The organism is Psychrobacter sp. H25, from assembly GCF_059076335.1.
In genome coordinates, this window is sequence record NZ_JCACRV010000001.1 from 2,519,907 (window position 1) to 2,534,368 (window position 14,462).

Annotated in this window: 13 protein-coding genes and 1 tRNA gene; 12 read left to right on the plus strand and 2 right to left on the minus strand. The window is 42.7% G+C overall.

What is annotated here, in order from left to right; translation table 11 throughout:
• Positions 1 to 136: 136 nt before the first annotated feature.
• The gene (locus tag AC5JPO_RS10320) at positions 137 to 1,846 is read right to left on the minus strand and encodes an anthranilate synthase component I family protein (RefSeq protein WP_443527043.1); all 1,710 of its coding nucleotides are present in this window, start codon (positions 1,844 to 1,846) and stop codon (positions 137 to 139) included.
• Between the two features lie 3 nt (positions 1,847 to 1,849).
• Positions 1,850 to 3,085 carry a beta-ketoacyl-ACP synthase II gene (locus AC5JPO_RS10325; RefSeq protein ID WP_443526985.1) on the minus strand — a complete coding sequence of 412 codons (1,236 nt, stop codon included), beginning with the start codon at positions 3,083 to 3,085 and terminating at the stop codon, positions 1,850 to 1,852.
• 552 nt (positions 3,086 to 3,637) lie between these two features.
• On the opposite strand from AC5JPO_RS10325, the gene AC5JPO_RS10330 reads away from it, so the two are divergent.
• From AC5JPO_RS10330 to rplL, 12 genes are all read left to right on the plus strand, one after another.
• Positions 3,638 to 4,732: an EcsC family protein gene (locus AC5JPO_RS10330; RefSeq protein WP_443526984.1), complete on the plus strand. Its 1,095-nt coding sequence runs from the start codon at positions 3,638 to 3,640 to the stop codon at positions 4,730 to 4,732.
• Positions 4,733 to 5,203: 471 nt separating this feature from the next.
• Positions 5,204 to 5,578, plus strand: coding sequence for a 30S ribosomal protein S12 (rpsL, locus tag AC5JPO_RS10335; RefSeq protein ID WP_011281154.1), 375 nt, complete (start codon positions 5,204 to 5,206; stop codon positions 5,576 to 5,578).
• Positions 5,579 to 5,785: 207 nt separating this feature from the next.
• Positions 5,786 to 6,259 carry a 30S ribosomal protein S7 gene (gene rpsG / locus AC5JPO_RS10340; RefSeq protein WP_057761735.1) on the plus strand — a complete coding sequence of 158 codons (474 nt, stop codon included), beginning with the start codon at positions 5,786 to 5,788 and terminating at the stop codon, positions 6,257 to 6,259.
• A 340-nt stretch (positions 6,260 to 6,599) separates the two neighbouring features.
• Complete coding sequence (gene fusA, locus AC5JPO_RS10345; RefSeq protein WP_319050998.1) at positions 6,600 to 8,726, plus strand: elongation factor G; 2,127 nt, start codon at positions 6,600 to 6,602, stop codon at positions 8,724 to 8,726.
• 223 nt (positions 8,727 to 8,949) lie between these two features.
• Positions 8,950 to 10,140: an elongation factor Tu gene (gene tuf / locus AC5JPO_RS10350; RefSeq protein WP_319050997.1), complete on the plus strand. Its 1,191-nt coding sequence runs from the start codon at positions 8,950 to 8,952 to the stop codon at positions 10,138 to 10,140.
• A 371-nt stretch (positions 10,141 to 10,511) separates the two neighbouring features.
• Positions 10,512 to 10,587, plus strand: a tRNA-Trp gene (locus tag AC5JPO_RS10355).
• Between the two features lie 51 nt (positions 10,588 to 10,638).
• Entirely contained in the window at positions 10,639 to 11,124 is a 486-nt protein-coding gene (gene secE, locus AC5JPO_RS10360) for a preprotein translocase subunit SecE (protein WP_443525565.1), read from the plus strand.
• Between the two features lie 71 nt (positions 11,125 to 11,195).
• A complete protein-coding gene (gene nusG / locus AC5JPO_RS10365; RefSeq protein WP_319050994.1) occupies positions 11,196 to 11,726 on the plus strand; it encodes a transcription termination/antitermination protein NusG in 531 nt (176 codons plus the stop codon).
• 87 nt (positions 11,727 to 11,813) lie between these two features.
• Positions 11,814 to 12,245, plus strand: a complete 432-nt coding sequence (gene rplK / locus AC5JPO_RS10370) for a 50S ribosomal protein L11 (protein WP_058025423.1) — start codon at positions 11,814 to 11,816, stop codon at positions 12,243 to 12,245.
• Positions 12,246 to 12,947, plus strand: a complete 702-nt coding sequence (gene rplA / locus AC5JPO_RS10375) for a 50S ribosomal protein L1 (protein WP_319050993.1) — start codon at positions 12,246 to 12,248, stop codon at positions 12,945 to 12,947.
• A gap of 475 nt (positions 12,948 to 13,422) precedes the next feature.
• Positions 13,423 to 13,950: a 50S ribosomal protein L10 gene (rplJ, locus tag AC5JPO_RS10380; protein WP_057761724.1), complete on the plus strand. Its 528-nt coding sequence runs from the start codon at positions 13,423 to 13,425 to the stop codon at positions 13,948 to 13,950.
• A 132-nt stretch (positions 13,951 to 14,082) separates the two neighbouring features.
• The gene (rplL, locus tag AC5JPO_RS10385) at positions 14,083 to 14,454 is read left to right on the plus strand and encodes a 50S ribosomal protein L7/L12 (RefSeq protein WP_319050992.1); all 372 of its coding nucleotides are present in this window, start codon (positions 14,083 to 14,085) and stop codon (positions 14,452 to 14,454) included.
• The last annotated feature ends 8 nt before the right edge of the window (positions 14,455 to 14,462 follow it).

The window sequence follows — 14,462 nt, forward strand, 5'->3', positions numbered from 1 at the left end:
TACTTATATCAACGCGCACATCGTAATGATTAGACAGATGTACTAAGAAGTAATAGATGTATTAAGAAGTATTGAAAAAGCCTGCTAACGCAACGTGAGCAGGCTTTTTTGGGTCATAAGAAAAAGCGCAGTACAATTATTTATATTTTTTAGCCAGCACCGCTAGCAGATTACCTACCTTGTCCAAGCACTCTTGGTATTCGGCATCGCAATCTGATGCAACCGTGATGCCGCCACCAGCCCATAGGTTGAGATGTCTTTCGCTGACAGCCTCATCATTCCACGATGCATTGGCCTGTAGCGTACGAATGAGCACATTCCATTGACCACTACCATCAAAATTCATATAACCCATCGTGCCGCAATAGGCACCGCGAGCTGAGGTCTCTAGTTCAGAGATGATTTCAACAGCGCGTTTTTTGGGTGTACCTGTGATGGAGCCAGCAGGCAAACTACCGAACAACACTGCCAGCGGATGAGTATTCGCTTTTAGCTCAGCGATGATCGTGCTGACCATATGATGAACATTACTAAAGCTCTCAATCGCGAATAGCTGTGGTACTTTTACACTGCCGATCTTGGCATACTTGCCCAAATCATTACGCAGTAAATCCACGATCATGACGTTTTCGGCACGATCTTTCTCACTATCGATCAGCTGTTGTTTGTGAGCGTCATCTTGATCTTGATCGAGGCTACGCGGCATGGTGCCTTTAATAGGCTTGGTTAAGATATGATGTTTGCCAGTATCGCTGTCTTTTGTAAAGGTAAAAAATAATTCAGGTGAGCAGCTTAGTAATTCAAATCGGTTATCACCTGTGGCATCGCTGCCACTTTCACTTAAGTGTTTGGCAGTATAGTCATCAACGCTCAGGTAACCTGCAAAAGGGGCTTTTGTATTGTAATGCAGCGCAGGGAGATAATCGATAAGCGCGACTGTTGGTTGGTTAGTATCATTGTTATACGGTAGTTTGCCAGACCACTTTTGCGTCAGATTGATCTGATAGCAGTCGCCTTGCTGTAGGTAGTCTTGAGTACGATCAAATGCTTGCTGATAGTCACGCTTGCTCCATTGTGCAGTTAGAACAATAGGCTCTACCTTGGATGCGGTTTCAGATAGTGTTTGAGAAAGGTGTTTCTCAACCAACTTGTGATCTAACTCGTTTAGAGAAGATATAAGAGCAGTCAAAAGCTTCTGCTGTGCTTCACTGTCGGTAGTGTCATCCGAATACTTATTGGTTTGATGACTAGTGAGCTCCCAACCTGTATCAGCTATATGGGTGAGATAAATATCATAATGACCTAATGAGGCACAAGGCTGCTGTGCCAATTCGATACTATCTGTAGGGCTTAATTCATGAGCGGCAATATCGTAACCAATAAAACCTATTAGACCGTGATGATAACCGGGATTTGCATTTTCTAAATTCGCATTTTCTACATTTATGTTTTTTGAATTGTCACTATTGGTATCATAAATTTTGCTGTAAGCAATCAGCTCATCTTGCCAGTCTAGATAGCTTATATAAGACGCCGTGATAGATTTGCTAGTGTTAGGGCCATCGCCACGCCAGATTTTAACCACTTTGTAGAGATTGCTAGAGCGCTGTTTATCAGTAGGATACACAGACCAGCTGACTTTCGGTAACAGACCAATGACTGGTTGCTTATGGTTATTTAGCCAAACAAGCTGCCAATTTGCTTCATTATCTTGATTGAGCAAATGGTGTTGTAGATGGGTCATCAACTCGGCAGCAGATAAATCACCAAAACGCCAGCTAGAGTTAATAGCTGGCGATGGGGCAGAGTCTATCTGGCTGGTTATATTTTGATTTGGTACAGGCATCATTTAACCGTCGAATTTTTTTATGATTAGCGTAGCATTAGTACCACCAAAGCCAAAGCTATTACTCATCAAGGTATCAAGGTCAGTTTCACGCATCTGGGTGACAATATCGAAGCCTTCAGCTGCAGGATCTAGGTTATCGACATTGATACTTGGTGCGATAAAGCTCTCTTGTAGCATCAATAAGCAATAAATAAGTTCTTGAGCACCGACAGCACCTAAGCTGTGACCTGTCATGGATTTGGTAGAGCTGATAGCAGGTACTTTACTGATGTCATTATCAAAGACTTTGGCAATTGCTTTTAGTTCTGTGATATCGCCTAGCGGTGTGCTCGTACCGTGGCTGTTGATATAATCAACGCTTTCTAGACCAGCTTCGGCTAGGGCTTGTTGCATACAGCGCACGGCACCTTCACCACTTGGGGCAACCATTTCTGCACCATCAGAGCTAGCACCGTAGCCGACGATTTCAGCTAATATATTAGCACCGCGTGCTTGTGCGTGCTCTAAACTCTCAACTACTACCATTGCACCGCCAGCAGCAATGACAAAACCATCACGATCTTTGTCATAAGCTCTTGAAGCAAGTGTTGGCGTGTCGTTGTATTGCGTACTGACTGCACCCATCGCATCAAACATACAAGACTGCGTCCAGTGTTCAGCTTCGCTACCACCAGCCAGTATGACGTCAGCTTTGCCCAATTGAATAAGTTCGGCAGCATGACCGATACAGTGGGTCGAGGTCGCGCAAGCAGAAGAAAGCGAGTAGGAGACCCCTTGGATTTTTAGACCTGTGGCTAAGGCTGCTGATACTGAGCTACCCATAGTTTTGGGTACGGCCATCGCACCGACACCGCGTAAACCTTTTTCGCGCATAGCATCTACGGCGTTTACGATATTTTCTGTTGATGCGCCACCTGAGCTGGCGACAACGCCTACGCGTGGGTTATTATTAATGGTCTCAAGTGATAACCCTGAATGCTCAATAGCATTCAAGGCACTAACATAAGCATACAAACTGGCATCGCTAAAGAAGCGTTTGAGTTTGCGGTCGATACCGCTGGTATCTAAGTCTGATTGGTTGATACTACCACTCACGTGTGACTTGAATTCATGCTCGGCATGAGCCTCATTAAATGTAATGCCAGACTGTCCTTCTTTGAGAGCAGTGGTAACGGTGGCTAAATCATGTCCGATACAAGAGACAATCCCTGCTCCAGTGATAACGACGCGGCGCATATGCTATTCCTTATAAGTAACGACTTGCTAGCAGTTGGTTGCAATAATCGTTGCAAATCTATATATGATATTTAACGATGAATTAATGTGAGCATTATAGTAAAAAGTAGTTCATGTAGAAGAGATAACGATAGCACGAATTTAGGTAACTAGACTCTATTAACAGTCTATTAAAGGTAATATTAACTCAGTGTACAATTATGCTCTCAATTACGGCACATGATAACGTATCAAGCGCTGAAAATCTTTGAGCAAATGTAAAAAAACGACTAACCGCCCCTTGTCGTTAAGGCTTATTAACAAATACATGTTCACAGACGGTCTTTGCTAAATAGATTTATTGGCGTTAGATAGAAATCAGCGAAAATATTGTAAATGAATTAAAAGCCATGGATAAGTGATAAAAAATTCAATTATACTTTTAGATACAAAATTTGTGACCGTGATAACATTGTTCGCACTGACAAAGGTTACAGCGGCTGGCTAGAATGACAGCTTGACTATTATTAAAACAAAACCAATTACCATATTCATCACATTAAGGACATCACGATGGCAAAGCGTAGTACTCTTTCTAAAAGCATCAATACTATTGGCTCTTTTGCTCGGAACAACCTAGAGCGTATGGGCGCTATGATTGATAACGTCAATGCCAAAACAGGCAAGCCGCGTCAATACAAAGCGGTAGATTTAGGGGATGAAGACTATCAACAAGACTTGTTTCGTGAACAGACGCTAAAAGCAACGCAACAGTTATTAGGACCACGCTTTGCTATGTATGGCAAGTACGCCAAAAAAGTGGTACCAAATAGTTTTTTTCAGTCGACAGTTGATAGTGCATTTGCCCAAGTAGCTAACCTTGCATCGAGCTGGAGTCAGTTAGATTTACCGGATGAGCACCGATTTGCCAATATCGCAACCTTAGATGACGAAGAGCGCTATGCGCTAGCGACAGATATCGCCAACCAAAACCGTGCGCTTGCAGCAATTGGCGGCATAACTGGTCTGGCTGGATTGCCAGGATTGCTTGCTGATACATTATGGTTATTATTGGTCTCGTTACGTACGATTTATCAAATCGCATCTGTGTACAATAAGCCATTAACAGGTAAGCAAGGCGTAAAAATGGCTTATGAGCTACTTTCCAGTGCAGACCTGAGCAAAATGCAAGAAAAACAAGCATTGTTAGCAGGTATGGGTATTGGTAAAGGTTTACTTGACAATGCTCAAAGCAGTGGATTACATAGTGAGCTCAAAAACTTAGGTCTAAAAAATAAAAATGTGAACTATTATGCCGAGCAAATAGATAGCATTGCCAGTCAAGTAGGCATTGATCTTGACCAGATCGATCTATCATGGGTTCGCCGCTTTATCCCTATCACTGCAGTAGCGGTAGGGGTGCATTACAATAGTCAATTAATCGACGAGGTTATCGGCGTTGCTCAAGCGACTTTTGCACCAGAAGCGAAAATGGTCAATCGCGCCATTACTGATGATAGCAGTAGCGAAGCTGAAGTAAAAAAAGCAAGCGATAGTGACAACACTGCAGAGCAAAATACGAAGGGTGAAAATGAAACAGATAGTGATAAAGACAATAGTGATGATAAGCTATCGGATAAGCAAACATCTGATAAAAAGACCAAATAAGTATCAATATCCATGCTGATATTGGTTACATACCCAGTCAGCATGGAATCATCACTATAGTATCCATAACGTATTATCTATAATAAGCAATCTGCTTGCATAAATATCAGTATTCACATTGGTACTTGTTTAGATTTCATAAAAAGCTTGAAAACTAGAGCAACCATCACAACATATGCATTATCGAGCAGTTTTTAATATCTTCTGTAAATCCAGCTTGAGACTGACCTATCTGCTTTATTTATTGAGTTATTTTTTAGTTAAAAATTTATAAAACGGCATAGCGTCAGGCTGGATGCATATCATCAAATGTTGTAAAGTTAAACCATAGATAAGTGGTTGAAATAGCAGCAACAACTCTTTATAATACACTGTCCTAAAAATGGGTGCCCCGAAATCTGCAAATATTGTCAGATAGATGGTGCATTGGCCCATTTTTTTGTTTTATACCAAACGGGAGAAGGATGCCTTATGGCAACAACTAACCAATTGATTCGTAAAGGTCGCAAAACCATCAAGGAAAAGTCAAAAGTTCCTGCGTTGGAAGCGTGCCCACAGCGTCGCGGTGTATGTACTCGTGTATATACTACCACGCCAAAAAAACCTAACTCTGCCATGCGTAAAGTATGTCGTGTACGTTTGACTTCAGGCTATGAAGTATCAAGCTACATCGGCGGCGAAGGTCATAACCTACAAGAGCACAGTGTTGTTCTTATCCGCGGTGGTCGTGTAAAAGATCTACCAGGTGTACGTTATCACACTGTTCGCGGTGCACTAGATTGCGCAGGCGTTAAAGACCGTAAGCAAGGTCGCTCTAAATACGGTGCTAAGAAGCCTAAAGTTTAATAACTAAACGTTATTGAATAAGCTTTTTGCACTACCCAATAACTGTGCATGGGTTTGGTGTCAGTAGTCACATTACTTTTATATAAGTCGTGTATGCTCGAAACATACCACCATGCAGTAAGGCTAACTGATAACTTGCTATTTTTTATTAAGAAACATAGTTGATGTTATGAATGTTAGACACTCCTGAAGACAAGGAAATTTATTATGCCAAGACGTCGCGTCGTTGCTGCCCGTGAGATCCTACCGGATCCTAAGTTTGGTAGCCAAACTGTTGCAAAATTCATCAACCATGTAATGAGTGATGGTAAAAAATCTACTGCTGAGCGTATCGTTTATGGTGCACTTGAGACAGTAAGTGAGAAGCGTAAAGTTGAAGATCCAGTATCTTTCTTCGAAGAAGTGCTTGAAAATGTACGCCCAATGGTAGAAGTAAAAGCTCGCCGCGTCGGCGGTGCAACCTATCAAGTACCAATGGAAGTACGCCCCTCCCGTCGTACTGCCTTGGCTATGCGTTGGTTAGCTGAAGCTGCTGCTAAGCGTTCTGAAAAATCAATGGCTTTGCGTTTAGCTGGCGAATTGAATGACGCCGCTGATGGTAAAGGCGCTGCTATGAAGAAGCGTGACGAAGTTCACCGCATGGCAGATGCCAACAAAGCATTCTCGCATTACCGTTTCTAAGCTACTTTTTAACAGTAGCTTGAGACTAATGGTTTAGGCCAACTAGTCTTACATTGTTGTTTATTCTATTGATTGCCGCCATCATTTATCCAGTTGTATAGTAAGTTCATTTATTAACTGAGATGGCGGAAATCTATCAAGATGTTTCTTTTGAAAATAAAATTTTTATTAGAGAGCATCCCGAATTTGATGCCACACTATTCTTAGTATTTGCTCTGTTTTTGTCCGCATTAGGCTCAATAATCAGTAAGTAATATTACGAAGCTGAACGCTTTGTCATAGAGTATGAGGTAGAGACACAATACATTATTATATACACGACTTTTCCTAGGAAAACACTATGGCTCGTAAAACTCCCCTAAAACGCTATCGCAATATTGGTATCTCAGCGCATATCGATGCTGGTAAGACAACCACTACTGAGCGTGTTTTATTCTATACCGGTGTTAGCCACAAAATTGGCGAAGTACATGATGGCGCAGCCACCATGGACTGGATGGAGCAAGAACAAGAGCGTGGTATTACTATTACCTCAGCCGCAACAACTTGTTTTTGGTCAGGTATGGCCAAGCAGTTTGACGAACACCGTATTAACATCATCGATACCCCAGGTCACGTTGACTTCACGATCGAAGTTGAACGTTCTATGCGTGTACTTGATGGCGCTTGCATGGTTTACTGTGCAGTAGGCGGCGTTCAGCCACAGTCTGAGACCGTATGGCGTCAGGCAAACAAATATAAAGTACCACGTCTTGCATTTGTAAACAAAATGGATCGTGTTGGTGCTGATTTCTATCGTGTTATTGAACAGATCAAAACTCGTTTGGGTGGTAACCCGGTACCATTGGTTATCCCAATTGGTAAAGAAGATGACTTCGAAGGTGTTGTTGACCTAGTTACTATGAAAGCCATCTATTGGGATGAAGCGTCTCAAGGTATGAACTACGAAGAGCGTGATATCCCAACTGAACTACAAGACAAAGCGGACGAGTACCGTGAACATCTTGTAGAAAGCGCTGCTGAAGCCAACGAAGAGTTGATGAACGAATATCTAGAAAACGGTGAATTGAGCGTAGAGCAAATTCATACCGCTATTCGTCAGTTGACTATCGATAACGAAATCATCCCACTTCTTTGTGGTACTGCCTTTAAAAACAAAGGTGTACAGAAGATGTTGGATGCTGTTATTCAGTATCTACCAGCACCAATCGACGTACCTGCTATTAAAGGTATTCTTGATGACAAAGACGAAAGCGAAGGCAGCCGTGAAGCATCAGATGAAGCACCTTTCTCAGCACTAGCATTCAAAATCATGAATGACAAATTCGTTGGTAACTTAACCTTCGTACGTGTTTATTCTGGTGTGATGAAGCAGGGTAGCAGTGTTTATAACCCAGTTAAAATGAAGCGTGAGCGTGTTGGCCGTATCGTACAGATGATGGCAAACTCTCAAGAAGAGCTTCCAGAAATCCGTACTGGTGATATCGCAGCTCTAGTCGGCATGAAAGATGTGACTACTGGTGATACGCTATGTGATGAGCAAAACGTGATCACACTTGAGCGTATGGAATTCCCAGATCCAGTTATCTCTCTAGCAGTTGAGCCAAAGACCAAAGCTGACCAAGAAAAAATGTCAATCGCGCTTGGCCGTTTGGCAAAAGAAGATCCTTCGTTCCGTGTACACACTGACGAAGAATCTGGCCAGACGATCATCAGTGGTATGGGTGAGCTACATCTAGAGATTCTAGTTGACCGTATGAAGCGTGAGTTCAACGTTGAAGCAAACATCGGTGCGCCGCAGGTTGCTTATCGTGAGACGATTCGTAACACGGTTGAACAAGAAGGTAAATTTGTACGTCAGACTGGTGGTCGTGGTAAGTTCGGTCATGTTTGGCTACGTCTTGAACCACTTGATCCAGCTGGTGACACTGAATACGAATTCGCTGAAGAAGTTGTTGGTGGTACAGTACCAAAAGAATTCCACGGTGCCGTTGATAAAGGTATCCAAGAGCGCATGAAAAACGGCGTACTTGCTGGTTACCCAGTAGTTGGCGTAAAAGCGACCTTGTATGATGGTTCTTACCATGACGTCGATTCTGATGAATTGTCGTTCAAAATGGCAGGTTCTATGGCCTTTAGAAAAGGTTTCATGGCAGCTGACCCAGCTCTACTTGAGCCAGTAATGAAAGTAGAAGTTGAAACGCCTGAAGATTACATGGGCGACATCATGGGCGATCTTAACCGTCGTCGTGGTTTGGTACAGGGTATGGAAGATCTACCTGGCGGTACTAAACAGATTCGTGCTGAAGTACCATTAGCGGAAATGTTTGGCTATGCCACTCAAATGCGCTCTATGTCACAAGGCCGTGCAACTTACTCTATGGAATTCCAAAAGTACGCTGAAATTCCAAAATCAGTTGCTGCTGAGATCATCTCTAAGTTCAACTCTAAAGATGATGACGAGTAAATAAAGCTTACTGAAGGTGACAATATAGAGTATATCTGTGTATTGTCACTAAAGAATAGACCAATAACTTGTTAAAAGACTTGTTATTGGTCGCAATTTTCTTATAATATCTGCACATTAGTATGTGCACCCTTTTAACAATTATCTTAATGTGGTCAAGAACACCTCAATTATCATATTTATATGAGTTGAGCCTTGGACCCCAAAAAAAGAGGAAATACCCATGGCAAAGGCCAAGTTTGAACGTAACAAGCCACACGTCAACGTCGGAACCATCGGACACGTTGACCATGGTAAAACCACCCTTACCGCTGCAATCGCAACCGTAGCTGCAATCACCTCTGGCGGCGAAGCAAAAGACTACGCGTCTATTGACTCAGCACCAGAAGAAAAAGCACGTGGTATCACCATCAACACCTCACACGTAGAATATGACACAGACAGCCGTCACTATGCCCACGTAGATTGCCCAGGTCACGCCGATTATGTTAAAAACATGATCACTGGTGCCGCTCAGATGGACGGCGCAATCCTAGTTGTATCTGCAACTGACGGCCCTATGCCACAAACTCGTGAGCACATTCTGCTTTCACGTCAGGTTGGCGTACCGTACATCATCGTATTCATGAACAAATGTGACATGGTTGATGACGAAGAACTACTAGAACTAGTAGAAATGGAAGTTCGTGAACTATTGAACGACTACGACTTCCCAGGTGATGACACGCCTATCGTTAAAGGTTCAGCTACTGAAGCCCTAAAAGGCTCAGAAGACAAATATGGCCAACCAGCCGTAGTAGAACTACTAAACGTACTAGACACCTACATCCCAGAGCCAGAGCGTGACATCGACAAAGCATTCCTAATGCCAATCGAAGATGTATTCTCAATCTCAGGTCGTGGTACCGTAGTAACTGGCCGTGTTGAATCTGGTATCGTTAAAGTTGGTGACGAGATCGAAATCGTTGGTATCCGTGACACTCAAAAAACTACCTGTACTGGTGTAGAGATGTTCCGTAAACTGCTTGACGAAGGTCGTGCAGGCGAAAACTGTGGCGTACTACTACGTGGTACTAAGCGTGAAGACGTACAACGTGGCCAAGTACTAGCTAAGCCAGGTTCAATCACGCCTCACACTAAGTTTGACGCTGAAGTATATGTATTGTCAAAAGAAGAGGGTGGTCGTCACACACCATTCTTAAACGGCTATCGTCCACAGTTCTACTTCCGTACTACTGACGTAACTGGCGCAATCCAATTACAAGACGGTACTGAAATGGTAATGCCTGGTGATAACGTTGAGATGGGCGTAGAGCTTATCCACCCAATCGCTATGGACAAAGGTCTTCGCTTCGCTATTCGTGAAGGTGGCCGTACTGTAGGCGCTGGTGTTGTTGCTAACGTATTGAACTAATCATTAAGTCTCAGTAATGAGCTTATGAGCTAGTCATAAAAAAGCCACCCTATTTAGGGTGGCTTTTTTTGTGGGTTGCGTTGTGTGTGATGTCGTAGTTGAATGAAGTAATAGCTTAGCTGAGATATAGAATCGTTAGTTTAGCCGATGAGACCAGTCACTTATTTACTATACAATGTATTGTAATCTATCTCATAGATTGTTATATTAGCGCTGCACTTAAAACGAGTATCTACTTTTAGCGAAAGTTAAAACACTGTTAGTACGATAACTCTGTTAGTTAAGTGACAAATCAGGTAAAACTAATAATTTTACCGCTAAAGGCTTGCATTCTATGCTAAATATTGTATAATGCTGTCCTTTACACCCATAGGCGATTGGCTCAATTGGTAGAGCATCGGTCTCCAAAACCGAGGGTTGTAGGTTCGAGTCCTACATCGCCTGCCATCTTCTTATCTCATCTTTGTTGTACCCCACCATCTCCGAAGCGAGTTCTTTATGAGCAATGATCAAGATAACCTCGAGACTAAGTTATCTGATGCCAAGGCGGTTGCTGGTGGAATGCTGTCTAAAGATAAGCACGTCTCAGCGAGCGGTACTACTGCTGTTGAAGTGGCTAAGACTGGTTCAATAAAAGATTTGATTTTGTGGCTACTTGCTGCAGCTGTTTTGATCGGTGCGACTCTCGTTAATCAATACTTACCAGGCTATTGGCAACCAGCTAATGATGTTTGGGTACGTATTGGTATTATTGTTGCACTTATTGTATTTGCATTAGTATGCTTGGCATTGACGCATCAAGGTCGCGCTTTTAAAATATTATTAAAAGATGCGGCTGTTGAGCTTCGCCGAGTGACATGGCCAGGTAAAGACGAAACCTTTCAATACACATGGCAAGTGATTGTCGTGATCGGGATTGTTGGGTTTTTTATTTGGTTATTAGATAATTTCTTTAATTGGTTCGTTGGTATCTTTATCGGTTAATGGCGCGTATTGGTGACCATTAGCGAGACATTTACTTACAACAACTTATTTATAACGATCAGGAGCGTGATATGCGTTGGTATATTGTCCAAGCGTTTTCAGGATATGAAAAACAAGTACAACGTTCATTAACTGATCGTATTAACCGTAGTGACTTTACAGAGTCATTCGGTGATGTATTGGTTCCTACTGAAGAAGTCGTCGAAATGAAAGACGGCAAAAAACGTAAAAGTGAGCGTAAGTTCTTTCCAGGATATGTATTGATCCAGATGGAAATGAACGATAATACGTGGCACATCGTAAAAGACTGTCCTCGTATTATGGGCTTCATCGGTGGTACGCCTGAGATGCCTGCACCGATTACGCAAGTAGAAGCTGACCGCATTTTAAACCGTTTGAACCAGACTGAAACTGACCCACGTCCTAAGACGCTATTTGAGCCGGGCGAAGAGTTATTGGTTATCGACGGTCCATTCACTGATTTCAAAGGAATGGTCGAAAAGGTCGATTACGAAAAGTCTAAGCTACATCTAACGGTAAACGTATTTAATCGACCTACACAGGTTGAGCTTGAGTTTAGTAAAGTTGAAAAACTAGACTAATTCAGCAAAAATTTCATCAACCGGGGAGCCTCCCGTCACATCAGATAATGATTTGGCTTGGCGTTATTACCCATTTAGGAGAGTATCATGGCTAAGAAGATTGATGGTTACATCAAACTGCAAGTGCCTGCAGGCAAAGCTAATCCTTCACCACCTATTGGTCCAGCTTTGGGTCAAAAAGGCGTGAACATCATGGCGTTCTGTAAAGAATTTAACGCTGCGACCTCAGGCCAAGAGCCAGGTCTACCGATCCCAACTGAGATCACGGTATACAGCGATAAGTCTTTTACCTTCATCATGAAGTCACCACCTGCTGCATACTTACTACGTAAGGCTGCTGGTATTGCTAAAGGTTCAGGTACACCGAACACAGCTAAAGTTGGTAAAGTTGACCGTGCCCAACTAGAAGAAATCGTTAAGACCAAAAATGCAGATTTAACTGCTGCTGATCTTGATGCTGCTGTCCGTACCATCGCTGGTACTGCACGTTCAATGGGTATTACCGTGGAGGGTGTGTAAATGAGCAAGCTAACCAAACGTCAAAAAGAAATTCAAAGCCGTATTGATAACGAAAAGCAATACACGCTTGAAGAAGCGGTTCAAATCCTAAATGATTTGCCAGCGCTAAAATTCAAAGAATCTATTGATATCGCAGTAAACTTGGGCGTTGACCCACGTAAATCTGATCAAGTGGTTCGTGGCGCAACTAATCTACCTGCTGGTACTGGTAAAACCAAACGCGTTGCTGTATTCGCTCAAGGTGCTGCTGCTGAAGCCGCTAAAGAAGCTGGTGCAGACATCGTTGGTTTTGAAGACCTAGCAGAAGAAATCAAAGCCGGTAACATGGACTTTGATGTTGTTATCGCCGCTCCTGATGCAATGCGTGTTGTTGGACAATTGGGTACGATCCTAGGTCCACGTGGCCTAATGCCTAACCCAAAAGTTGGTACGGTAACGCCAAATGTTGCTGAAGCTGTGACTAACGCAAAAGCGGGACAAGCGCAGTATCGTGTTGATAAAGCTGGTATCATCCACACCACTATCGGTCAAGTAGGTTTCACTGCTGAGCAAGTTATCCAAAATGCTCAAGCACTAATCTCAGATCTTAAGCGTGCTAAGCCTGCTACGTCTAAAGGTACTTTCATCAAGAAAATTACTTTGTCTAGCACTATGGGTCCAGGTCTAACGATCGATCCAGTACCTTATCGCACTGCAAAATAATTAGAGTCTCTATCTTCTAATATTTGCACGTCGAATATTTTGAATGATGAGCATAAAGAATTTTTAAAGAATTAGGTCAGCGTAGCATTTGCTACGCTGTCTAAGACCGTAGGTAGAGAGTGGTTTAACGTCATGAGTAATGATCTTCGGATAGTTGCTTATGACTATGAGTCACTTTTGTTAATCGATGACAGATGAAAATCTTAGTTGTCCTACGCAGACGGTGGCCCACACAGTTTAAGACACGAGGCAATAGGGCGGTATGATTGTTTATACGATCTCCAAACTATTACTTAACGTCATTCTGATAACGGTGCCGTAATCAGTCGTTACCAGTTGATACTTTTTTTATTAATCGAATCATCTGGTAATGTGTCGTATCAAGTCAGTCGTAGCTTTTAGTCCAAAGGCAGATAAACTTCGGTTTTTAGCATTTTTACTATTAGTAGATTGATAAGATTAAAGGAGTCAACTTATGGCATTAACGCTAGAACAAAAACAACAAGTTGTGGCTGAAGTGTCTGAAGTTGCTGCTAATGCTTACTCAGCAGTAGCTGCCGAGTATCATGGAATTGGTGTTGCACAGCTTACTAAGCTGCGCGAACAAGCCCGTGATAAAGGCGTTGTTTTGAAAGTGGTGAAAAATACACTAGCAAAACGCGCTTTTGAAGGCACTAAGTTTGAGAGCATGTCAGACCGTATGACTGGTCCACTACTTTTGGCTTTCTCTATGGAAGATTTGGGATCTGCCGCTCGAGTCGTTTTCGACTTTAGCAAAGATAACAAAGCTTTAGAGACCAAATTAGTATCAGTCGGTGGTGAAGTTTATGGTCCAGAAGAGCTAGAGCGCGTATCGAAGCTACCAACTCGCGACGAAGCAATCTCTATCTTGATGGCTACTATGAATGCACCAGTGACCAAGCTTGTCCAGACTATGAACGCTGTTCCTGGCAAGTTCGTTCGCACTGTAGCGGCAATCAAAGACGCAAAAGAAGCTGCTTAATTGCTTGTTTTAACGTAACTTTAACATCGCTAACCTTGATTGCACTTTATTGCCACACCTATTTGAAATCGTGGCAAGCGGTCAAAGCGATATTAGAATCAATTAATTTTTATCAGATAACGGAGAGTTCTCATGGCACTATCTAAAGATGACGTGTTAAATGCAATCGCTGAAATGTCAGTAATGGATATCGTTGAGCTAATCAGCGACATGGAAGAAAAATTCGGCGTAACAGCTGCTGTTGCCGCTGCTGCACCTGCTGCTGCTGGTCCTGCTGCTGCTGCTGAAGAAAAAGACGAGTTTGACGTAGTTCTTGCTAGCTTTGGTGAGAAGAAAGTAGCTGTAATTAAAGCTGTACGTGAAGCGACTGGCCTTGGCTTGAAAGAAGCAAAAGATTTGGTTGAAAGCGCTCCAGCTCCAATCAAAGAAGCTGCATCTAAAGCTGAAGCTGAAGAGTTGAAGAAGAAGCTTGAAGAAGCTGGTGCAACTGTTGAACTAAAATAAGTTTAACA

Coding starts and splice junctions, on each gene's coding strand:
- secE (WP_443525565.1), top strand. CDS start 10,639: ATGAGCAATGATCAAGATAACCTCGAGACTAAGTTATCTGATGCCAAG.
- rplA (WP_319050993.1), top strand. CDS start 12,246: ATGAGCAAGCTAACCAAACGTCAAAAAGAAATTCAAAGCCGTATTGAT.
- AC5JPO_RS10330 (WP_443526984.1), top strand. CDS start 3,638: ATGGCAAAGCGTAGTACTCTTTCTAAAAGCATCAATACTATTGGCTCT.
- rplK (WP_058025423.1), top strand. CDS start 11,814: ATGGCTAAGAAGATTGATGGTTACATCAAACTGCAAGTGCCTGCAGGC.
- tuf (WP_319050997.1), top strand. CDS start 8,950: ATGGCAAAGGCCAAGTTTGAACGTAACAAGCCACACGTCAACGTCGGA.
- nusG (WP_319050994.1), top strand. CDS start 11,196: ATGCGTTGGTATATTGTCCAAGCGTTTTCAGGATATGAAAAACAAGTA.
- fusA (WP_319050998.1), top strand. CDS start 6,600: ATGGCTCGTAAAACTCCCCTAAAACGCTATCGCAATATTGGTATCTCA.
- AC5JPO_RS10320 (WP_443527043.1), bottom strand. CDS start 1,846: ATGCCTGTACCAAATCAAAATATAACCAGCCAGATAGACTCTGCCCCA.
- rplL (WP_319050992.1), top strand. CDS start 14,083: ATGGCACTATCTAAAGATGACGTGTTAAATGCAATCGCTGAAATGTCA.
- rpsG (WP_057761735.1), top strand. CDS start 5,786: ATGCCAAGACGTCGCGTCGTTGCTGCCCGTGAGATCCTACCGGATCCT.
- rpsL (WP_011281154.1), top strand. CDS start 5,204: ATGGCAACAACTAACCAATTGATTCGTAAAGGTCGCAAAACCATCAAG.
- rplJ (WP_057761724.1), top strand. CDS start 13,423: ATGGCATTAACGCTAGAACAAAAACAACAAGTTGTGGCTGAAGTGTCT.
- AC5JPO_RS10325 (WP_443526985.1), bottom strand. CDS start 3,085: ATGCGCCGCGTCGTTATCACTGGAGCAGGGATTGTCTCTTGTATCGGA.